General features: G+C 70.5%; 20 protein-coding genes. 3 read left to right on the top strand and 17 right to left on the bottom strand.

Annotation, left to right across the window (positions count from 1 at the left end; genetic code table 11):
• Positions 1 to 89: 89 nt before the first annotated feature.
• The 13 genes from QMK24_RS09395 to proS all read right to left on the bottom strand — a co-directional run bounded on the left by QMK24_RS09395 (position 90) and on the right by proS (position 9,733).
• On the bottom strand, positions 90 to 419 hold the full coding sequence (locus QMK24_RS09395; protein WP_283464879.1) for a DUF2469 domain-containing protein: 330 nt from the start codon (positions 417 to 419) through the stop codon (positions 90 to 92).
• 39 nt (positions 420 to 458) lie between these two features.
• Positions 459 to 938, bottom strand: coding sequence for an NUDIX hydrolase (locus QMK24_RS09390; RefSeq protein WP_283464946.1), 480 nt, complete (start codon positions 936 to 938; stop codon positions 459 to 461).
• Positions 938 to 1,654 carry a signal peptidase I gene (gene lepB, locus QMK24_RS09385; RefSeq protein ID WP_283464878.1) on the bottom strand — a complete coding sequence of 239 codons (717 nt, stop codon included), beginning with the start codon at positions 1,652 to 1,654 and terminating at the stop codon, positions 938 to 940. The genes QMK24_RS09390 and lepB (QMK24_RS09385) overlap by 1 nt, the downstream gene beginning before the upstream one ends.
• A gap of 34 nt (positions 1,655 to 1,688) precedes the next feature.
• On the bottom strand, positions 1,689 to 2,666 hold the full coding sequence (gene lepB / locus QMK24_RS09380; protein ID WP_502962459.1) for a signal peptidase I: 978 nt from the start codon (positions 2,664 to 2,666) through the stop codon (positions 1,689 to 1,691).
• Positions 2,557 to 3,780 (bottom strand): signal peptidase I, encoded by a 1,224-nt coding sequence (gene lepB, locus QMK24_RS09375; protein WP_283464876.1) that lies wholly within the window; start codon positions 3,778 to 3,780, stop codon positions 2,557 to 2,559. The genes lepB (QMK24_RS09380) and lepB (QMK24_RS09375) overlap by 110 nt, the downstream gene beginning before the upstream one ends.
• A complete protein-coding gene (gene lepB / locus QMK24_RS09370; RefSeq protein ID WP_283464874.1) occupies positions 3,773 to 4,504 on the bottom strand; it encodes a signal peptidase I in 732 nt (243 codons plus the stop codon). The genes lepB (QMK24_RS09375) and lepB (QMK24_RS09370) overlap by 8 nt, the downstream gene beginning before the upstream one ends.
• A gap of 66 nt (positions 4,505 to 4,570) precedes the next feature.
• Complete coding sequence (gene rplS, locus QMK24_RS09365) at positions 4,571 to 4,918, bottom strand: 50S ribosomal protein L19 (protein WP_138356441.1); 348 nt, start codon at positions 4,916 to 4,918, stop codon at positions 4,571 to 4,573.
• 135 nt (positions 4,919 to 5,053) lie between these two features.
• The gene (gene trmD / locus QMK24_RS09360) at positions 5,054 to 5,863 is read right to left on the bottom strand and encodes a tRNA (guanosine(37)-N1)-methyltransferase TrmD (protein ID WP_283464873.1); all 810 of its coding nucleotides are present in this window, start codon (positions 5,861 to 5,863) and stop codon (positions 5,054 to 5,056) included.
• Complete coding sequence (gene rimM, locus QMK24_RS09355) at positions 5,863 to 6,426, bottom strand: ribosome maturation factor RimM (RefSeq protein WP_283464872.1); 564 nt, start codon at positions 6,424 to 6,426, stop codon at positions 5,863 to 5,865. Before rimM ends, trmD begins: the two co-directional genes overlap by 1 nt.
• 178 nt (positions 6,427 to 6,604) lie before the next feature.
• Positions 6,605 to 6,844 (bottom strand): RNA-binding protein, encoded by a 240-nt coding sequence (locus tag QMK24_RS09350; RefSeq protein ID WP_269273729.1) that lies wholly within the window; start codon positions 6,842 to 6,844, stop codon positions 6,605 to 6,607.
• 2 nt (positions 6,845 to 6,846) lie between these two features.
• Positions 6,847 to 7,296, bottom strand: a complete 450-nt coding sequence (gene rpsP / locus QMK24_RS09345; protein ID WP_283464871.1) for a 30S ribosomal protein S16 — start codon at positions 7,294 to 7,296, stop codon at positions 6,847 to 6,849.
• A gap of 195 nt (positions 7,297 to 7,491) precedes the next feature.
• Positions 7,492 to 8,088, bottom strand: a complete 597-nt coding sequence (locus QMK24_RS09340; RefSeq protein ID WP_283464870.1) for a hypothetical protein — start codon at positions 8,086 to 8,088, stop codon at positions 7,492 to 7,494.
• 232 nt (positions 8,089 to 8,320) lie between these two features.
• On the bottom strand, positions 8,321 to 9,733 hold the full coding sequence (gene proS, locus QMK24_RS09335) for a proline--tRNA ligase (RefSeq protein ID WP_283464868.1): 1,413 nt from the start codon (positions 9,731 to 9,733) through the stop codon (positions 8,321 to 8,323).
• 151 nt (positions 9,734 to 9,884) lie between these two features.
• Here proS and QMK24_RS09330 point away from each other — a divergent pair, with 151 nt between their 5' ends.
• Positions 9,885 to 10,709, top strand: coding sequence for a methyltransferase domain-containing protein (locus tag QMK24_RS09330; RefSeq protein WP_283464867.1), 825 nt, complete (start codon positions 9,885 to 9,887; stop codon positions 10,707 to 10,709).
• Between the two features lie 140 nt (positions 10,710 to 10,849).
• On the opposite strand, the gene ftsH is transcribed toward QMK24_RS09330, so the two are convergent.
• Positions 10,850 to 12,769 (bottom strand): ATP-dependent zinc metalloprotease FtsH, encoded by a 1,920-nt coding sequence (gene ftsH, locus QMK24_RS09325; protein ID WP_283464866.1) that lies wholly within the window; start codon positions 12,767 to 12,769, stop codon positions 10,850 to 10,852.
• Between the two features lie 213 nt (positions 12,770 to 12,982).
• Between ftsH and QMK24_RS09320 the strand changes: the two genes are divergently transcribed.
• Both QMK24_RS09320 and QMK24_RS09315 read left to right on the top strand, forming a co-directional pair.
• Entirely contained in the window at positions 12,983 to 14,929 is a 1,947-nt protein-coding gene (locus tag QMK24_RS09320; RefSeq protein WP_283464864.1) for a glycoside hydrolase family 20 protein, read from the top strand.
• 42 nt (positions 14,930 to 14,971) lie between these two features.
• Positions 14,972 to 15,868, top strand: a complete 897-nt coding sequence (locus tag QMK24_RS09315; protein ID WP_283464863.1) for an NAD(P)H-binding protein — start codon at positions 14,972 to 14,974, stop codon at positions 15,866 to 15,868.
• 52 nt (positions 15,869 to 15,920) lie between these two features.
• Here the strand turns inward: QMK24_RS09315 and QMK24_RS09310 are convergent, their stop codons facing one another.
• From QMK24_RS09310 to QMK24_RS09300, 3 genes are all read right to left on the bottom strand, one after another.
• Positions 15,921 to 16,436 carry a GNAT family N-acetyltransferase gene (locus QMK24_RS09310; RefSeq protein WP_283464862.1) on the bottom strand — a complete coding sequence of 172 codons (516 nt, stop codon included), beginning with the start codon at positions 16,434 to 16,436 and terminating at the stop codon, positions 15,921 to 15,923.
• A 79-nt stretch (positions 16,437 to 16,515) separates the two neighbouring features.
• Positions 16,516 to 18,057 (bottom strand): signal recognition particle protein, encoded by a 1,542-nt coding sequence (gene ffh, locus QMK24_RS09305; RefSeq protein ID WP_283464861.1) that lies wholly within the window; start codon positions 18,055 to 18,057, stop codon positions 16,516 to 16,518.
• 142 nt (positions 18,058 to 18,199) lie between these two features.
• Positions 18,200 to 20,683 carry a [protein-PII] uridylyltransferase gene (locus tag QMK24_RS09300; protein ID WP_283464859.1) on the bottom strand — a complete coding sequence of 828 codons (2,484 nt, stop codon included), beginning with the start codon at positions 20,681 to 20,683 and terminating at the stop codon, positions 18,200 to 18,202.
• Positions 20,684 to 20,688: the final 5 nt, after the last annotated feature.

Genomic DNA, 20,688 nt, shown 5'->3' with positions numbered 1-20,688 from the left:
ATCAGATGATCATGAACTTGCCTGTGGATAACCCAGAACCGAGCGAAGCCCGTGGTCGGCTCCCGCGGCTCCGGGCCCGACCCGCCCCGTCAGCTGTTGTTGAAGCCCGCTTCGTCGGACGCCAGATCGAGATCGGCCTTGTTCAATTCCTCGATGTTCACATCCTTGAATGTGAGGACCCGGACCTGCTTCACGAAGCGGGCCGGCCGGTACATGTCCCACACCCAGGCGTCAGCCATGGACACCTCGAAGAAAACCTCACCCTGAACCGAGTGCACCTGCATCTCGTAATCATTGGTCAGGTAGAAACGCCGCTCGGTCTCGATCACGTATTTGAACAACCCGACGACATCGCGGTACTCCCGGTAGAGCTTCAGCTCCATCTCGGTCTCGTACTTCTCGAGGTCCTCGGCGCTCATCGCATGTTCCCCTTCAGCCGTACGTCCCCCCATTGTGCGTCAGTCACGCTCCGTCCCCAGGGGGATCGGAAATTGTGGGGGTCCTTCGTCGAGCAGCGTACGCAGCAGCCCGGCGAGCCTGATCGGGTACACCGTCTCACGAGAGGACAGAAGTTCCTCGCAGGTCCACCACCGAAGCCCGATGACACTGCGCCGCTCCAGGTCCGTGTGCCCGCGGGTGTCGAACTCCGCCGTCCCGGTGCGTCCCAGGTAGTACCACTCGTCCTGCTCCCAGCGGCGCCCGTCGAACTCGAACGAGCAGGTCCGCTCCCACAGCACGGGTCCCAGGTCCACCGAGGTCATCCCGGTCTCCTCAGCCAGCTCCCGGAGGGCCGCCACCTCCAGGCTCTCGCCCTCCTCGACTCCGCCCCCCGGCGTGAACCACCAGGTCACCGACGGGTCGGCCGGTTCGAAGCCGTGCAGCAGCAGAATCCGGTCCGCGGGATCCAGCAGGACGACCCGCGCCGCGCGCCGCCGGATCACCGGCGGCGCAGCCTGCGGGCGACCGGGCCGTACGAGGCTCCGCCGAGGATCAGCACCGCGCCGGCGATCACCGCGCCGGTGATCCACGGCAGCGGCCCCGGCTGCGACGTCCCGCCGGGCAGCGCGGAGAAGTTCGTGGTCCGGCCCAGCATGCCCATCCGCCCCAGGGGCCACGCCGTGGCGTCGACCCGGGCGCGGACCGCGCCGCGCGGCACGGTGCCGGCGTTGCCGCCGGTCAGGTGCACCCGGGAGTCCAGCGACTCGGCCCGGTTGTCGCCCAGAAGGAAGAGCTGCCCCTTGGGCACCGTGGTGTCGAACGGGGCCCGCGAGGCGGGCCCGCCGTTCAGCAGATAGCTTATTTCTTCGATCGGTTTGCCGTTGATCAGCATCCGGCCCTGCTTGTCGCAGCACGAGATGACGTCACCGTCCACGCCGACGACCCGCTTGACCAGGGTGGCGCTGCCCCACAGCTGGTCCTGGAAGACCACGATGTCGCCACGCCGCACCTCGGAACCGTCGATGCGCTGCGCCAGGATCCGGTCCCCCGGTTCCACGGTGGGTTGCATGGAGGCGGTCGGAACGGTGTAGGGCCGGTAGTCCACCGCTCCCCAGGCAAAGCCGCCCAGGAACAGCACACAGCCCAAGGCCACGGCCAGCCCGGACAGTACCTGTCCGAGCCGGCCGCCATTGTTGCGTATCGCACTGCTGCTCATGGATCCGCACCTTACCCGGCAGTACGTGCCGAGGTCAGCAGTCCTCGGCACCCTTTCGCGTCAGCCGGCGCCGGCGCATCAGCACCAGCGGAAGCGCGCCCACCAGCCCGGCGGCGGCCGGCAGCGCCGCACCGGCCGCGTTGATCCCCGGCTGGTCGAAGGTGTCGGGGATGGGCAGCATGCCCCAGCGGTTGATGGGCCAGGCCTTCACGAAGGCGCGGCCGACCACATCGTCGACCGGGACGAACCCATTGCCCGGCTGGTCCATGTGGTAACGGGAGTCCAGCGAGTTCTGGCGGTGGTCGCCCATCACCCAGATGCGGTCCTTGGGCACCGTGACCTTGAACGGCTTCTCCATGGTGCACGGAGTGTTGTCCTGGAAGACATACGGCTCGACGAGTGCCTTGCCGTTCACCTTCAGCGGGCCGGTGCCATTGCACTCGACGGTGTCCCCGCCGATGCCGATGACCCGCTTGATCAGGTCCTTCTCCTGGGCGGAGGGCATCAGACCGATGAAGCTGAGGGCCTGCTGCAGCGCCCTGGACACCGCGTTGCCCTTGGGCGGCGGGTTCTCCGGCAGCCAGCCGCCCGGGTCGTGGAAGACGACAACCTCGCCGCGGTCGGGCGTGGAGCCGAACCACGGGGTCAGCTTGTCCACCAGTACCCGGTCGCCCTGCTGGAGGGTGTTCTGCATCGAGTCCGAGGGGATGGAGAACGCCTGCACGAAGAACGTCTTGATCAGCAGCGCCAGTACCAGGGCGATGCCGATGAGCAGGGGCAGTTCCTTCCAGAACGACCGCTGCTTCCGCTCCGGCCGGCCGGGCCTGCCGGGACTACCGCTGTCCGCCGCGTCTCCGCCATCGCCGGCGCCACCGGCCTCCGCCTGGGGCGGCTGCCCGTGCTCATGCCCCGGTTCGGGGGCCGGGCCGCCGCCCACCGTCTGCTGGACAGAGCCCACCGGGGCGTCCCCGTCCTCGGGCTCGCCGGATCCGGATCGTGCGCCGACCGCCAGGTCCCCCACGTTCACTCCTCATTCCACGCTGCCGCCCGCGCCATGACTGACGCAGGCCCACCACTCCCATAACGAGCGGGAGTTCCGCAGGAGTCGGGGGGTGGTTCGTTCCTTGCCCATTGTTGGCCGTGCCCACCTTAGCGGGCAGGCCGAGTGCGTTCGTGCCCGCAACATGCGCGTCGGGCACCGAGGCATACGTGCCCGGCTCTTCCAGTTTCCGCCAGTGGCCCAGCGGCCAGGCGATGACGAACGCCCGGCCCACCACCAGATCCAGGGGCACCGTGCCCTGGCCCGGCTGGTCCATGTGGTAGCGGGAGTCGGCGGAATCGGACCGGTGGTCGCCCATCACCCAAACCCGCCCGGCGGGCACGGTCACCGTGAACTTCAGCTGCGAGGGCGGATTCCCCGGATTGAGGTAGGGCTCGATCAGCGGGGTGCCGTTGACGGTGATCCGGCCGTCCCTGTCACAGCACTTCACGGTGTCGCCGCCGACCGCGATCACCCGCTTGATCAGGTCCTGTTCACCCGAGGCCGGCAACAGCCCGATGAAGGTGAAGAACTCCTTCACCTGCTTGACGACGACCGGATCGGGCTTCGGCTTGGGCTCGTTCGCCAGCCAGCCGCCCGGGTCCTTGAAGACCACGACATCGCCGCGCTGCGGCTGGGAGCCGAACCACGGAGTCAATTTGTCGACCAGCACCCGGTCGCCGATCCTGATCGTCTGCTCCATCGAGCCGGACGGGATGACGAACGCCTGCAGCAGGAACGTCTTGAGCACCAGGGCGATCAACAGCGCCACGACCAGGAGGAGCGGCACCTCCCGCGCCGCCGACCGGCGCCGCTTGCGCTTGACCTTGCGGGCCAGCTTCCGGCGGTCCGCCCGGCTGCCACCGGTGCGCGGTGCTGAGCCGCCGGCCGGGCCGTGCCCGGAACCCCCGGCCGGGCCCTGCGCGGAACCGTCCGCCGTCCCGTACCCGTAACCCTCGGCCGGGCCGTGCCCAGCCCTCGTGCCCGAAACCGAACCCGGACCCGGAGCCGTACCTGTGCTCGCGCCCGCATCAACACCCGCCGCCGGACGGTGGTGCCCGTAACGGGGCTTGCCGCGGTTACCCATGCCCGCGACCCGGTCCGGGTAGGGCGTCGAAGGCGGCCGGCCGGTCCAGGGAGCACAAGCGGCCCAGCGGCCAGGCGATCCAGTCGGCCCGGCCAATCACCTTGTCCAGCGGGACGGTGCCGCCGCCGGGCTCGCCGAGATGGTCACGGGAGTCGCGGGAGTCGTCACGGTGGTCACCCATCACCCACAGCCTCCCTGACGGCACTTGGATGTCGAACGGTACCCGGGACGGTGTATCGCCCGGATACAGAAAGTCCTCGTCCAGCGGATGGCCGTTGACCATGAGCCTGCCCAGCGGATCGCAACAGGTGACCCGGTCCCCGCCGACGCCGATCACCCGCTTCACATAGTCGGTCCCACCGGTCCTGGTGAACGAGCCGTCGCCGTCGAACACGATGACGTCCCCGCGCTCCGGCACCCGGCCGAAACGGTACGCCAGCTTGTTCACCAGCACCCGGTCCCCGATCCGCAAGGTGTCCTCCATCGACCCGCTCGGGACGAGGAAGGGCTGCAGCAGAAAGGCGTTCACCAGGAACAGGGCGGCCACGCCCGCGACGGCCGGCAGCGCCGTCCGCCACCAGCGCGAAACCCAGCACGAGCACCAGCGCGAAGCGGGCCCAGGGAACACCGGCCGCCAGGACACAGCGAAGCGCGACCGCTGCTCCCCCTGCTGTTCTGCAGTGGAAGCGCGATCGCGCTCCGAAAGTCCTGCGTCCGTGTCCATCGAGCGGAGAGCCTATACGGCCATCCGTTCCTCGCCCCGCCCAAGGGCCGGCCGAGTGCGATGGGCTCAGTTGTCGCGCTTCTCCTTGATCTTCGCGGCCTTGCCGCGCAGCTCACGGAGGTAGTACAGCTTGGCGCGACGGACGTCACCGCGGGTCACGATCTCGATCTTCTCGAAGATCGGGCTGTGCACCGGGAAGGTACGCTCGACGCCGACGCTGAAGCTGACCTTGCGGACCGTGAAGGTCTCGCGGACGCCGGCACCCTGGCGACGGACGACAACGCCCTTGAACTGCTGCACACGCGAGCGGGTGCCTTCGATGACACGCACGTGGACGTTGATCGTGTCGCCGGGGCGGAACGCCGGGACGTCGTCACGCTTCGAAGCGTTGTCGACGGAGTCGAGAATATGCATGGAGATCTTCTGCTTCCTTCGCCCATGCCACAGGTCATCGGCGGAACTGTCGTGATGATGATTCGGGATGCCGCTCCATCGGGCGAACGTCGGTCCCCCTGTGGCAGGGGCGCGCGCCGGACGTACAGCAGCTGCCTATTCTTCCACGGCGGACGCCGAGCGCCCAAATCGGCCGTCCGCCCGCTCCTCCCAGCCCAGCTCCGCCAGCAGTTTCCGGTCGTGCTTGTCCAGGGCGGCGGGGTCGCAGCGCTCGATCAGATCCGGCCGGTTGGCGGTGGTGCGCCGGAACGCCTCGTCCCGGCGCCAGCGGGCGACCTTCCCGTGGTGCCCGCTCAGCAGCACCTCGGGGACCTCGCGCCCCCGCCATACGGGCGGCTTCGTGTAGACCGGCCCCTCCAGGAGGTCGGCCATCGCGCCGGGCGCGAAGGAGTCGTCGCGGTGCGATTCCGCGTTGCCCAGCACGCCGGGCAGCAGCCGGGCCACCGCCTCGACGATCACCAGGACCGGGGCCTCGCCGCCGGCCAGCACATAGTCGCCGATGGAGACCTCACGGACGTCGAGCCGGTCGCCGTACTCCTCGATCACCCGGCGGTCGATGCCCTCGTAACGCGCGGGCGTGAACACCAGCCACGGCTTCTCGGACAGCTCGACCGCCAGCTCCTGGGTGAACGGCAGGCCGCTGGGCGTCGGGACGACCAGCACCGGCCGCCCCTCCCCCGACTCCAGCACCGAATCGAGCGCCTCGCCCCACGGCTCGGGCTTCATCACCATGCCGGGGCCGCCGCCGAACGGGCTGTCGTCCACCGTGTTGTGCCGGTCGTGGGTCCAGTCGCGCAGATTGTGGATGCGCACATCGAGCTGCCCGCGGGCCCGCGCCTTGCCGACCAGCGACACGTTCAGCGGTTCCAGGTACTCCGGGAAGATCGTGACGACGTCGATACGCATCAGGCGGTGCCGTCGGCGCCGTCGCTGTCCCGGGTGCTCACGATCACGGCCTCGGCGTCGTTGAGCAGCCCGGGCGGCGGGTCGATCACGGCCCGCTGCAGCTCCAGATCGATCTCCGGGACGATCTCGCTGACGAACGGGATCATCACCTCGGTGCCGTCCGGGCGGCTGACGATCAGCAGGTCCTGCCCGGGCAGATGCGAGATCTCCAGGATCCGGCCGACCTCGGTACCGTCCACGGTCACCACGTCGAGGTCGACCAGCTGGTGGTCGTAGTACTCGTCGGGTTCCTCGGGCAGTTCCGCCGGGTCCACCTCGGCGATCAGCAGGACATTGCGCAGCGCCTCGGCGCCGGTACGGTCCCGCACGCCTTCGAAGCGCAGCAGCAGACGGCCGCTGTGCACCTTGCCGGACTCGATGGTCAGCGGACCGGCCGTGGCCGGATCCGTGGCGAGCACCGCGCCCGGTCCGAGCCGCAGTTCCGGTTCGTCGGTGCGCACCTCGATGGTGACTTCGCCCTTGATGCCGTGGGCACGCCCGATCCGGCCGACTACCAGCTGCACTCTGCTTGCCCTTCGCTCAGACATTCTTCTGCTTCATCAGCTCTTCGGAACCAGCTCTTCGGAAACGGCCCTTCCGGACCGGCCCCTGCGAACCAGCTCTTCCGGACCGCTCCGGAACGCGACAACGGGCCGGGGCCGGCAATCGCCGCCCCCGGCCCGTGCCGGTACTGCATTGGTCTCAGCGGACCTGATCCACGTCGACGAGGTCGACGCGGATGCCACGGCCGCCGAGGGCGCCCACGACAGTGCGCAAAGCGCGTGCGGTGCGGCCGTTGCGGCCGATCACCTTGCCGAGGTCGTCCGGGTGTACCCGGACTTCGAGGACGCTCCCGCGGCGCAGGGTCTTCGCGGACACCTGCACATCATCGGGATTGTCGACGATGCCCTTCACGAGGTGCTCGAGAGCCTCCTCGAGCATGCTCAGGCCTCGGTGGACTCGGCCGGGGCCTCAACTGCGGCCTCGACAGCGTCATCGGCCTTCTTCTCGGCCTTCTTCGCCTTCGGGGTGATTGCCTCACCCTTCGGCTCGTTGCCGGCGTCCTTGGCAGCGGCCTCGAAGAGGATGCGCTTGTCGGCCTTCGGCTCGGCGACGAGCATCGGAGCCGGGGCCGGCAGGCCCTTGAACTTCTGCCAGTCGCCGGTGACCTTGAGGATGGCCATCACGGGCTCGGTCGGCTGCGCTCCGACACTCAGCCAGTACTGGACACGCTCGGTGTCGACCTCGATGCGCGACGGGTTCTGCACCGGGTGGTACAGGCCGATCTCTTCGATGGCCCGGCCGTCACGGCGGGTACGGGAGTCGGCGATGACGATGCGGTAGTGAGGCGAACGGATCTTGCCCAGACGCTTCAGCTTGATCTTGACTGCCACGGGAGTGGGTTCTCCTGGTGTTGACGAGGTTGGGCACAGCGGACACCCACGTGGGGTTGTGGGATTCGTGCGCCCGACGGACGCGTCAGCCGAAGGAGAGAGGGTTCCTGCACGGCTGTCGAGTTCTCAGCTGGCCATTCTGCCACACGGTGACACGCCCGGCTAATCCGGGCGTCCCGTCGGCCTCCGCTCACCTCACCCGACGCCGGCGCCCACGACCTCCGGGATGCGGAAAGCCTGCCCGCAGGCGCCGCACATGATCGGTGCCTGAGCGAGGACGGACGGCACGACGCGGACATTGCGCCCGCAGTCGCACACCGCCTTGACGCGTACTCCGCCACCGGACGAGCCGTGCCGGGCGGCCGGGCCGCGGAAACTGCGCGCGGTGTCCGCGGTGGTGGCGACGGTGTGGGCCTTGAGGGCCCGGTGCAGCCGGTCGATGGTGGACCGGTATCGCTTCTTCGTGTCGGGACGGAGTCCGACCAGCGAGAAGCCACTGCTGGGATGCGGCTCCTCTGCATGGTCGAGCCCTAGCTCGTCGGCGATCGCCAGGAAACGGCGGTTGTGGTAGCGGCCGGCCCGCGACGTGTCACGGACACCGCGTGCTGCGGCGACTCCGTGCACGGCCTCGTGGAGCAGCCTTTCGAAGGAGAGCTCGGTCCCGCAAGCGGACGAGGACTCTCCGATAAGGGACTCTGGCGCGGCCAGATCCGGCAGTTCGGGGTGGTGCCGTTGAATGTCGGCCCACGCGACTGCCAGTTCGGCGGCGAGAACTGGTGGTGTCGTGCTCACGCCGTAACAACGAGCCGGGGTGGCCCAGTGTTCCGATTCCGGGCCACCCCAAATAATTTGCACTCATCGGTCAGTTCCGGAGGGATACGTCCGGCGCAGGGCGGGTGCGGAGAATAGTGGAGAACCCACGCACTGGCATGCATTCCAGGACGTACTTCCGAATACGTACGGCTGTTTCCGGCCAGTGACCGTCAGCGACCCCGACCGACCGGTCGGTGACGCCGCCGACCGGTCAGTACGCGCGAGCGACGATCGCGATCGTGCCCGGGGCGTCGTCCGTGTCCGGGACCGAGCCGTCCGGAGCGATCAGGCAGCGCACCGAAACGCTCTGCTCGGCCAGCTTGGCTTCGCCCTCCGGACCCAGGTCGGCCCACGGAATACGCGCCCAGCCGGTGGCGGCGGCCTCGGCCGCCTCCTCGATGGTGGCCACGTCGACGGTGCGGGACTCGCGGCGTTCCCGCGTCTCCCGCAGCAGCTGCGCCTGGTCCTCTTCGAGGATCGCGGGCAGCAGGGCCTCCAGCGCTTCGAGGGCCACCGGCTCCTTGCCGCCCGGGATGCGGCGGGCCAGCATCGCGGTGCCGTTCTCGAGGTCGCGCGGACCGATCTCGACGCGGACCGGAACGCCCTTGAGCTCCCAGTCCACGGCCCGGCGGCCGAACGGGGTGTCGGTACGGGCGTCCACCTGGACACGGATGCCGGCCGCCTTGAGGCGGGCGCCGATCTCGTGCACCTTGGCGATGACCGTGTCGTCGCCCTTGATGGCCAGAACCGCTACCTGCACCGGCGCCAGGCGCGGCGGGACGCGCAGGCCGTTGTCGTCGCCGTGGGACATGATCAGGCCGCCGACCATACGGGTCGAGACGCCCCATGAGGTCTGCCAGACCAGCTCCTGCTTACCCTCGGTCGAGAGGTACGAGGTGTTGAACGCCTTGGAGAAGTTCGTGCCCAGCTCGTGACTGGTGCCCATCTGCAGGGCCTTGCCGTCGCCCATCATGCCCTCGAGGGTGAGGGTGTTGATCGCGCCGGCGAAGCGCTCCCTGGCGGTCTTGCGGCCGAGCACCACATCGATGCCCAGCACGTTCACCATGAAGTCGGCGTACACATCCTGGTGAATGCGCGCGGCGTAGGCGCGCGCGTCCTCGTAGGTGGCGTGCGCGGTGTGGCCCTCCTGCCAGAGGAACTCGGTGGTGCGCAGGAAGATCCGCGGGCGCATCTCCCAGCGGACGACGTTCGCCCACTGGTTGATCAGCAGCGGCAGGTCGCGGTAGCTCTGCACCCACTTGGAGAAGTACTCGTTGACGATCGTCTCGGAGGTCGGGCGGACGACGATCGGCTCGTCCAGCTCCTTGCCGCCGCCGTGGGTGACGACCGCGAGCTCGGGGGCGAAGCCCTCCACGTGCTCGGCTTCCCTCGTCAGGTACGACTGCGGGATGAAGAGCGGGAAGTAGGCGTTCTGGGCGCCCGCGTCCTTGATGCGGGCGTCGACCTCCTGCTGCATCCGCTCCCAGAGGGAGTACCCGTACGGACGGATCACCATGGTGCCGCGTACCGGGCCGTTGTCGGCCAGTTCGGCCTTGTTGATCAGGTCCTGGTACCAGCGGGGGAAGTCGTCCGCCTGGGGCGTGAGAACGGGAGCCTTTGCCATGCCGCCGATGTTACGGGGACATGACCCGCTGACGTGAATCGGGCGGCCCTCTGGACGGGAGCCCAAAACCGGAGTTGTCTGGCTTTCGGGGGCATGCACGAAGCAGTGGGGGGTACACGAGGACGGCGACTCGGCTGATTGGGGCGGCTCGATGACACCCACGCTCGTTCGCGGATCCAGGACAGGCGCCGATACCAGGGCGCGGGACTGGGCGGAGATCCAGGAGCGGATGCTCGTTCCGCTCTATGAGGCCGTGTACGACCGCCTCGAGGTCGGCCCGGGCACCTGCCTGCTGGGACTGGGCTGCGGATCCGGGCTCGCGCTCCTGATGGCGTCGGCCCGCGGCGCGGCCGTCACCGGCTGCGATCCGGATGAACGGCGGCTCGCGCTGGCCCGGGAGCGGCTGCTCCCCGAACCGCGGTGGGGTGCGCCGGCCCGGCACGAAGCCCGCATCGAGTTACTGTGCGGCGGCCCGGAGCGCACGGCCGACCGGGCGGGCGCGCCGTTCACGATGGTGACCGCGCTGGATCCGGCGTCGCCCTGCGACGAGCTGCTGCCCGACCTCACGGAGGCGGCGCGGCTGACGGAGCACGGCAGTCCCGTGGTGCTGGCCGGCTGGGGACCCTCTGAGCGGTGTGCCACCTCCCGGGTGCTGTGTGTTGCGGCGCGGCTGGCGGAACCGCGCGGTCACGCGGTCAGGAGCCGGCTCAGCGGCCGTGACGATCTGGAGGAGGTGGCCCGCGACGCCGGGCTGCGTCCCGACGGATCGGGCCGGGTGGCCTGCCCCTTCGGCTATCCGGACATGGACAGCGCGGTACGCGGGCTGATCTCCACCGGGCTGTTCGACCCGGCCGTGGAGGCCACCGACCAGCCGCAGGTGGAGAAGGAGCTGGCGGAGGCCCTGCACCCGTACCGGCGCGCCGACGGAACGGTGCGGATGGAGAACGTCTTCCGCTACGTGGTCGCCCGCGTCTAGTCCGCGTCCAGTCCGCGTCCAGTCCGCGTCCAGTCCGCGTCCAGTCCGCGTCCAGTCCGCGTCCAGTCCATTGTTTGGCCCGCGGTCGGCCCATAACCAGCCCGTAACCCGCCCACACCGTCCGCTCCGGCGGAGAATCGCTAGTCCTCGGTCTTCGCGAGCCGGGTGATGCCCGCCGCCGCGTACGCCTCGGCCTCCTCCAGGGTCTCCGCCTCCAGCAGCGCCTCCACGAGGGCGTCGAGCTTGTGGCGGTTGTCGCGCAGCAGCCGGCAGGCCTCGTCGTAGCACTCGTCGACGATCCGGCGCATCTCGTGGTCGACGGCATCGAGGGTGGCCGGGGCGGCGGACAGCCCGTACGCCTGCTGAGCGTCGTTGGGGATCGCGGTGAGCCGGCCGATGCGCCGGCTCATGCCCCAGCGGCCGACCATGCCGCGGGCCAGGCCCGTCACCTGTTCGAGGTCGTTCTCCGAGCCTGTGGTGACGACGTCGTAGACGACGTGCTCGGCCGCCATTCCGCCGAGCGCGCCGATGATCCGGCCGCGCAGATAGTCCTCGGTGTACGCGTACTTGTCGGCGTCCGGTGTGGACAGCGTGACGCCGAGCGCCCGGCCGCGCGGCACGATGGTGATCTTGCGTACGGGGTCGGCGCCGGGCTGCAGCATGCCGAGCAGGGCGTGGCCGGACTCGTGGTACGCGGTGCGCCGCCGTTCCTCCTCGGGCATGACCAGGGGCCGTTCGGCGCCGAGCTGGACCTTCTCCAGGGCGGCGGAGAACTCGCTCTGGCCGACCAGGTCCTTGTCCCGCTTCACCGCCAGCAGCGCGGCCTCGTTGGCGAGGTTGGCGAGTTCGGCACCGGTCATCCCGGGCGTGATGCGCGCGATCCGGTCGAGGTCGACGTTCTCCTCCATCGGCACCCCCCGGGTGTGGATCTTGAGGATCGCGGCCCGGCCCGGCCGGTCGGGAGGGCTGACGACGACCGTCCGGTCGAAGCGGCCGGGGCGGGTGAGGGCCGGGTCGAGGACGTCGCCGCGGTTGGTGGCGGCGAGGACGACGACGCCCTCGGAGCCGGAGAAGCCGTCCATCTCGGTGAGGATCTGGTTGAGGGTCTGCTCGCGTTCGTCATGGCCGCCCATACCGCCGCCGCCGCTGCGGGACCGGCCGATGGTGTCGATCTCGTCGATGAAGACGATCGCCGGGGCGACCTTGCGGGCCTCCGCGAACAGCTCGCGCACCCGGCCGGCGCCGACGCCGACGATCATTTCGATGAACTCGGACGCGGAGGCGGAGAAGAACGGCACATCGGCCTCGCCCGCGACCGCCCGCGCCAGCAGGGTCTTGCCGGTGCCGGGCGGGCCGGCGAGCAGGACACCGCGCGGCATCCTGGCGCCGAGCGCCCGGTAGGCGTCGGGCCGCTTGAGGAAGTCGACGATGTCGCTCAGCTCGGCCTCGACCTCGTCGATGCCGGCCACGTCGTCGAAGGTGGTGCGCTTGCCGAGCCCGGGGACGACCGGTTTGGGCGGGGCCTTGCGGCCGAGGCCACCCAGTCCGCCGCCCAGGGAGCCTCTCATCCGCCGGGCGATGACGATCCACAGCACCACGAGGAGGAGCATCGGGGCGAGGGAGATCAGCAAGTTGTACAGGAAGCTGCGTTCCTTGACGACCGGCTCGGCGGTGACGGTCACGCCGTTCTTGGCCAGGGTGGCCCACAGCCCGTCGTCGGCGAAGGACGGGCGCTGGGTCTTGAACTTGGTGTAGTCGCCGCCGCCGTCCGGGACGGGCTTCTTGTCCTTGAGCTCGCCCTCGATGGCCTCGCCCTTGGAGTAGATCTTCGAGATGTTGTTCGCGGCCAGCTGCTTGCCGAACTCGGTGTACGAAACCGTCGGGGTGTTGCCGCCCGTGAAGTACGACAGCACCAGATCGGTGATCAGGAAGACCGCCAGCGCGGTGAGGATCATCCCGGCCCAGCCGGTCCGCTTGCGGCGCGGCGGCGGGGCCGGCGGGGCGCCCTCGGACCGCCAGGGATCGTCGGGCTTCTGGCGGGGCGGCACCGGATTCGTCACTTTTCCGACATTACGCACGCCTCGCCGGTGCCGCCGCCGCTCGCACCCAATCGAGAGGAATCCGCCGGGCCGAGCGCATCACGGGCCGCGCTCACCGCGGGCCGACGACGCCCGCACCGTTGACATGTATAGGTAATAACGCTGCACTGAGGGCGCACCAGGTTGTCCAGACCACTCCCGCGCCATCCCCCTTCAGGGCAGGAGTCCACGACCATGCAGTGCTCCCCGCGTGCCCGCGTTCCGAGCGGCCCCTTAGCCGTCCTCGGCGTGCTTCTCGGCCTGCTCCTCACTCTCGCCGTACCGCTCTCACAGGGCCGGGCGCAGGCCGCCACCGCCGCACCGCGCACCATCCCCGCGCTCCAGCAGTGGACGGCCGGCAGCGGCTCGTACACCTTCGGTCCCGGCAGCCGGGTCGTCACCGACAGCGCCTACGCGGCCGCGCTCGACACCACCGGGCAGGTCTTCGCCGACGACCTGACGCAGCTCACCGGCACGGCCGTCACCCACGCCACGGGCGCGGCCTCCTCCGTGCTGCCCGGCGACCTCTTCCTCACCCTCGGCTCCGCGGACACCGCGCTCGGCACCGAGGGCTACGCGCTCACCGTCGCCGCCACCGTCACCATCCAGGCACGGGCCGACGCCGGTGCCTTCTACGGCAGCCGCTCGGTGCTCCAGCTCCTCAAGCAGTCCCGCACGATCACCGCGGGTACGGCGCGCGACTGGCCGGCCAAGCCCGAGCGCGGGCTGATGGTCGACCTGGGGCGGAAGTACTTCACCCTGCCGTGGCTGCGGAACCAGATCAAAGACCTCGCCTACCTCAAGATGAACTACTTCCATCTGCACCTGTCGGACACCTACGGCTTCCGGCTGGAGAGCGCCACCCACCCCGAGATCACCTCCGCCGCGCACTACACCAAGCAGGAGATCACCGATCTCATCGCGCTGGGCGCCCGCTACCACGTCACCGTCGTGCCCGAGCTCGACATGCCCGGCCACATGGACGCGGTGCTGGCCGCCCACCCCGAACTACGCCTCACCAACAGCTCGGGCACTCCGAGCAACGACTTCATCGACCTGTCCAACCCGGCCGCGTACACCCTCATGAATGACCTGATCAACGAGTACCTGCCGCTGTTCCCCGCCACCTACTGGCACCTGGGCGCGGACGAATACGTCACCAACTACGGCAGTTACCCGCAGCTCCTCAGCTACGCCCGCGCCCACTACGGGGCGAACGCCACCGCCAAAGACGTCTTCTACGGATTCGTCAACTGGGCCGACGCGATCGTCAGGGCCGGCGGGCGGACGATGCGGATGTGGAACGACGGCATCAAGCCGGGCGACGGCACCGTCGTCCCGAACGCCGACATCACCGTCGACTACTGGTACAACTACGGCCTCACGCCACAACAGCTCGTCGCCGCGGGCCATACCGTCATGAACTCGAGCTGGACACCGACCTATTACGTGTACGGCGGCGCCAAGCCCGACACCCGGTACATGTACGAGACCTGGAACACCGGCGTCTTCCAGGGCGGCGCCACCCTCACCGACCCGTCCCGCAACCGGGGTTCAGCGCTGCACGTCTGGTGCGACAACCCGAACGCCGAGACCGAGCAGCAGACCGCGGCCGGGATCATGGCCCCGCTGCGCGCCCTGGCCCAGCAGACCTGGGGCTCTCCCAAACCGGTCGCGACGTACGCGGAGTTCCAGCCGCTCATCACCGCCGTCGGCCGCCCACCCGGCTGGCCCGGCGACACCGCGGCCGGCGACCTGGCCCTCGGCCGCCCGGTGACCGCTTCCAGCACCGAGACGCCCGCCTTCCCCGCGGCGAACGCCGTGGACGGCAGCTACGGCAGCCGCTGGTCCAGCGCGTACGCGGATCCGCAGTGGCTGCGGATCGACCTGGGCAGCAGTCAGGCCGTCAACCACGTCAAGCTCACCTGGGAAGCCGCCTACGCCAAGGCGTTCCGGATCCAGCTGTCCGACGACGCCACCACCTGGACCACCGTGTACTCCGCCACCAGCGCCTCCGGCGGCACCCAGAACCTGACAGGGCTCAGCGGTTCGGGACGGTATCTGCGGATCCACCTCACCCAGCGCGGCACGTCCTACGGCTACTCGCTGTGGGAGGTCGAGGCGTACCACGACGCCGTATGACCCGCTGAGCCGCCGCTTGACCTCAACCTTGGTTTAACTCGCATGCTGGGAACCACCACCGAGCAGCGAGCTGAACACGAGGAGAGCGCCATGATCCTGGTCACCGGAGCGACCGGCAACGTCGGACGACAGGTCGTATCCCACCTGCGCGACCAGGGCGCGGCGTTCCGGGCGCTGGCCCGCGACCCCGGCGCCGCCGGCCTGCCCGGCGGCACCGAGGTCGTGGCGGGAGACCTGTCGGACCCCGGGAGCCTCCACGCGGCGCTCGACGGGGTCGACACCGTGTTCCTCGTCTGGCCGTTCCTGGACACCGAGGCGGCGCCCGCCGTCCTGGACGCGGTCGGGAAGCACGCCCGCCGCATCGTCTACCTCTCGATGCTGGGCGCCCAGGAGGACACCGGCGGGCAGGCCGACCCGATCACCTCGTTCCACAGCCGGATGGAGCGGCTGATCGAACGGTCCGGGCTGGAATGGACCTTCCTGCACCCGGTCGGCTTCGCCTCCAACACCCTCGGCTGGGCGCAGCAGGTCCGTGACGAGAGCGTCGTACGCGATCTGAACGGCGCGCTGGCCAGGCCGCTGATCCACGAGCGGGACATCGCGGCGGTCGCCGCACACGTACTCACCGCTCCGGACGATGTGCACTCGGGGGCCGAGTACGTCCTCACCGGCCCCGCGCTCGTGACCCAGGCCGAGCAGGCGCACGCCATCGGCGAGGCCATCGGCCGCCCGGTGCGGTTCGAGGAGATGCCGGAGGAGGAGAAGCGGCGGCAGGTGCTCGCCTGGCTGCCGCCCTCGGGCCTGGACACCGTCATGAAGGCCTGGGCCGCGATGGCCGAGTCCCCCGAACCGGTCACCGCCACCGTCGAGGATCTCACCGGCACGCCGCCCCGCACCTTCCGCGAATGGGCGGCCGATCACGCCGCCGATTTCCGCTGAGGTCCGCCGGCCTCCGCTGACGCCCCCTGCTCGCCGGCCGGGGCGGTACGGGTCAGGCGCCGGGCCACTCCTCCTCGGTGAGCGCGAAGCGCTCGTGGTCGCGCCAGTCGTCGTTCAGGAAGAGCATGCGCGGCGTGAAGCCCTCGTGGCGGAAGCCGAGCCGCTTGGCCATCGCGAGGGACCGGCCGTTGTCGGGCTGCACATTGATCTCCAGCCGGTGCAGCCCGAGCCCGTCGGGATAGCTGGTGAAGCAGCGGTCCACGACCAGCCGCAGGCCCTCACTCATCCGGCCGGTGCCCGCGTACGGCAGGTAGCTGTCGTAACCGAGGACACCGTTGCGGAAGCGCGCGCGGACGATGTTCGCGACGTTGACCTTGCCGACGATGCCGCCGTCCTCGTCGTTCATGATCAGAAACGTGCGCAGCGACGGGCCCTGACGGCGCAGCAGTTCATGGAAACCGTCCGGATCGACCGGATTCCACGGGCTCAGGTGCTCGGCGGACCGCAGGACGGCCGCGGCGTACGCGTCGGCGTCGCCCGGACGTGGTTCTCGGATGGATACGCGCATGGCGCCATCATGCCCCGCACGCGAAGAGCGCCCCCAGCTGGGGGCGCTCTCGCCGTGCGGTGCGGGAGTGACCGGAGGGTCAGCCCATGAACTTCTTGAACTCGTCGGGGAGTTCGAAGTTCTGCGCTTCCTGGCCGGCCGGCAGACCGAAGGGGCTGTCGGCCTGCTCCGCGCGGCGTGCGGCCTCCGCCGCCTCGTCCGCCTTGCGCTTCATCGGGTTGCCGCTGCGCTGCTTGCCCTTGGCCTGCTTGACCTGCTTCTTCTTCTTGCTGCCGCCGCCCATGCCGGGCATCCCCGGCATACCGGGCATGCCGCCGCCCTGCGCCATCCGCGACATCATCTTGCGCGCCTCGAAGAACCGCTCGACGAGGCCCTTGACGGCGCTGACCTCGGTGCCGGAGCCCTTGGCGACCCGGACCCGGCGCGAACCGTTGAGGATCGTCGGGTCCTGGCGCTCGGCCGGGGTCATCGACTTGATGATCGCGGCGGTGCGGTCCACATCGCGCTCGTCGAGGTTGGCGATCTGGTCCTTGATCTGCCCCATGCCGGGCAGCATGCCGAGCAGCTTGGAGATGGAGCCCATCTTGCGGACCTGCTCCATCTGGGACAGGAAGTCGTCGAGGGTGAACTCCTTCGGACCCTTGGCCAGCTTGTCGGCCATCTTCTGGGCCTCGGCCTGGGAGAAGGTCTGTTCGGCCTTCTCGATCAGGCTGAGCATGTCGCCCATGCCGAGGATGCGGGACGCCATCCGGTCCGGGTGGAAGGTGTCGAATTCGTCGAGCTTCTCGCCGTTGGAGGCGAACATGATCTGCTTGCCGGTCACATGCGCGATGGAGAGCGCGGCGCCACCGCGGGCGTCACCGTCGAGCTTGGAGAGCACCACACCGTCGAAGCCGACGCCGTCGCGGAACGCCTCGGCGGTGTTGACCGCGTCCTGGCCGATCATCGCGTCGACGACGAAGAGGATCTCGTCGGGGCGGACGGCGTCGCGGATGTCGGCGGCCTGCCGCATCAGCTCCTCGTCCACGCCGAGCCGGCCGGCGGTGTCGACGACGACCACGTCGTACTGCTTGGTCTTCGCGTACTCGATGGAGTCCTGGGCGACCTTGACCGGGTCACCGACACCGTTGCCCGCCTCGGGCGCGAAGACCGCGACGCCCGCGCGCTCCGCGACGACGGAGAGCTGGGTGACGGCGTTGGGGCGCTGGAGGTCACAGGCCACGAGCAGCGGGGTGTGGCCCTGGCTCTTCAGCCAGTAGCCGAGCTTTCCCGCCAGGGTGGTCTTACCGGCACCCTGCAGACCCGCAAGCATGATCACGGTCGGCGGGTTCTTGGAGAACCGCAGCCGACGGGTCTCGCCGCCGAGGATGCCGACGAGCTCCTCGTTGACGATCTTGATGACCTGCTGTGCCGGGTTCAGGGCCTGGGAGACCTCGATCCCGTTGGCCCGTTCCTTGACCTGCTTGATGAACGCGCGGACCACGGGAAGCGCGACATCCGCCTCGAGCAGGGCGATACGGATCTCGCGCGCGGTGGCATCGATGTCCGCCTCGCTGAGGCGGCCTTTGCCCCGGAGGTTTTTGAACGCACTTGCCAGGCGATCGGAGAGGGTATCGAACACGGCGGTCGCGGATCCTTGCGGTCGGGGGGTGGAGTCAATCGTCCCCCAGGGTATCCGGCCCTGTGGCCCCGGTGCCTTCGCCCGCCGGATCGGCCGGGCGAAGGCATCTGAATCACCACGTTCGCGTGGCCGGTTCGAGTCCCTACCGCAGCGCCTGCTCCACCTCGCGGGCCACCTCCGCCGCCCGGATCTCGCCGAGCGGGGCGCCGTCCGCGCCGACCACGTAGAACGCGTCCACCGCGTTGGCGCCGAGGGTGCTGATGCGGGCCGACCGCACGCTCACCCCGGTCGCCGCCAGGGCGGTGCCGATCCGGTGCAGCAGCCCGGGGGCGTCCTGCGACCGGACCTCGATCACCGTGGCGACCCGGGAGCTGCCGGACGCGACCGTCACCCGGGGCGGCGGCGCGGCGAGCGCGCGGCGGCGCGGGTAGGCCGCCTCGCGTTCGGCGAGCCGGGCCTCGATGTCGAGCGAGCCGTCGAAGGCCCGCCCCAGATCGGCGCGCAGCCGGGCGGCTTCGGGCATCGATCCGTACTCGGCGGCGACCCGCCAGCTCAGCAGCGTCACCGGGCCCTCTCCTATCGGGTCGACGGCCCGCAGGTCGGCGGCCCGCACGGTGAGCCGGTGCAGGGCGAGCACCCCGGCGGCCTGCGCGAGCAGCCCAGGCCGGTCCGGGACCGCGAGCAGCAGCTCGACGCCCAGCGCCTCGGGGGCGGCCTCGTCGCCGCCCTCCGGATCGGGTTCCGCGTGGGCGTGCAGCGCGAGCACCGGACCGCCGGTGCGGGCGGCCTCGACCGCGAGGCGTTCCTCCTCGGCCGTCGGCTCGGTGTCGGCGGGCTCCGGCACCTCGCCGCCAGCGAGCACCTCCGCGACGCGCTTGACCAGGTCGGCCAGGAGCGAGGCGCGCCAGTTGCTCCACGCGGCGGGGCCGGTGGCGAGCGCGTCGGCCTCGGTCAGGGCGTGCAGCAGCTCCAGCGTGCCGGTGTCGCGCACCACGTCGGCGACGCCCCGTACGGTCACCGGGTCATCGAGGTCGCGGCGGGTCGCGGTCTCGATCAGCAGCAGGTGGTGGCGGACCAGCAGCGCCAGCGTGTCCACGTCGGCGCGGCCGAACCCTATCCGCGCGGCGACATCGCGGGCGATGACCTCGCCCGCCTCGCTGTGGTCGCCGGGCCAGCCCTTCCCGATGTCGTGCAGCAGCGCCGCCATCAGCAGCAGGTCGGGCCGCCCGACGCGGCGGGTGAGCCCGGAGGCGCGTACCGCCGTCTCGACGAGGTGGCGGTCGACGGTCCAGCGGTGGACGGCGTTGCGCTGTGGGCGGCAGCGGACCCGTTCCCAGTCCGGCAGCAGCTGGGTGATGAGCCCCTCGGCCTCCAGCGCCTCCCAGACCTGGACCGTGGCCTCACCCGCGCCGAGCAGCGTGAGCAGCTGCTCACGCGCTTCGGCGGGCCAGGGCACGGGCAGCGGCCGGGCGGCCGCGGCCAGCCGGCGCACCGCGTGGAGGCTGAGCGGCAGCCCCGCCTGGGCGGCGGCCGCGGCGGCGCGCAGCGGGAGTACGGGGTCGCGTTCCGGCCTGGCGGCCAGCGCCAGGACGGCCTCGCCCTCCTGCTCGACGACGCCCTCAGCGAGCGGGGTGCGTTCCGCGGAGGCGGCCACCGGGTCGGTGCGGCCGCGGCCGAGCAGCAGCCCGCGGCGGCGCGGGCGCGCCTCGCGGGAGCGCAGCACCCTGCCGACCTCGCGCCAGGTCACATCGGCGGCGTAGCTGATGGTGCGGGCGGCCTCGTAGACCTGGCGCAGCAGCGCGTCGGCGTCGAGCAGACCGAGCGCCGACGCGACCTGGTCATGTTCCTGGAGGGCCAGCCGGTCGGTGGCCCGCCCGGTGACCAGGTGCAGGGCGTCGCGGGCGTCCAGCAGCCGGGTGCGGGCCTCCTCGAGCCCCTCGCGGGGGGCGTCGGCGAGCCAGGACGCGGCGACGGCGCGCAGCGCGGTGGCGTCGCGCAGGCCGCCCCTGGCCTCCTTGAGGTCGGGTTCCAGGAGGTACGACAGCTCCCCCTGGCGTTCGGCCCGTTCCTGGCACAGCTCGTGCAGGGCGGGCAGCCGCTTGGGGGCCTGGTTGCGCCAGTCGGCCAGTATCGCGGTCCGCAGGGACGCGGTGAGCGCGGGATCGCCCGCGATGTGCCGGGCGTCGAGCAGCCCGAGCTGGACCTTGAGGTCCTCGGCGGCGGTCGCGCGGGCCTCGGCGGGGGTGCGGACCGAGTGGTCAAGGTCCAGGCCCAGGTCCCAGACCGGGTACCAGATCCGGTCGGCGAGCGCCGAGATCCGGTCCTGGCCCGCGGAACCGTCGTACAGCAGCAGCAGATCGAGGTCGCTGCGCGGGGAGAGTTCGCCCCGGCCGTAGCCGCCGACGGCGACCAGGGCGTATCCGGCGACGCCGGTCTCCCCCGCCGCGCCGGCGGCCAGGGCCGCCAGCCATTGGTCGGTGAGTCCCGACAGGGCGGAACGGCGCGGCGGCCCGGACCGCGCCTCCTCGTTGAGGAGACGCAGCCGGGCCGCCGCGTAGCCGCTGGGACCCTCAGGGGTCCCCTCGGCCGAATCGTCGTCCGCTTTCGCTTCGACGCTGTCCGTCACATGTG

It is taken from the genome of Streptomyces sp. PH10-H1, from assembly GCF_030063355.1.
Classification (GTDB): Bacteria; Actinomycetota; Actinomycetes; order Streptomycetales; family Streptomycetaceae; genus Actinacidiphila.
The sequence above is the reverse complement of the archived record's forward strand: the minus strand, read 5'-3'. Positions and strand labels throughout refer to the sequence as shown.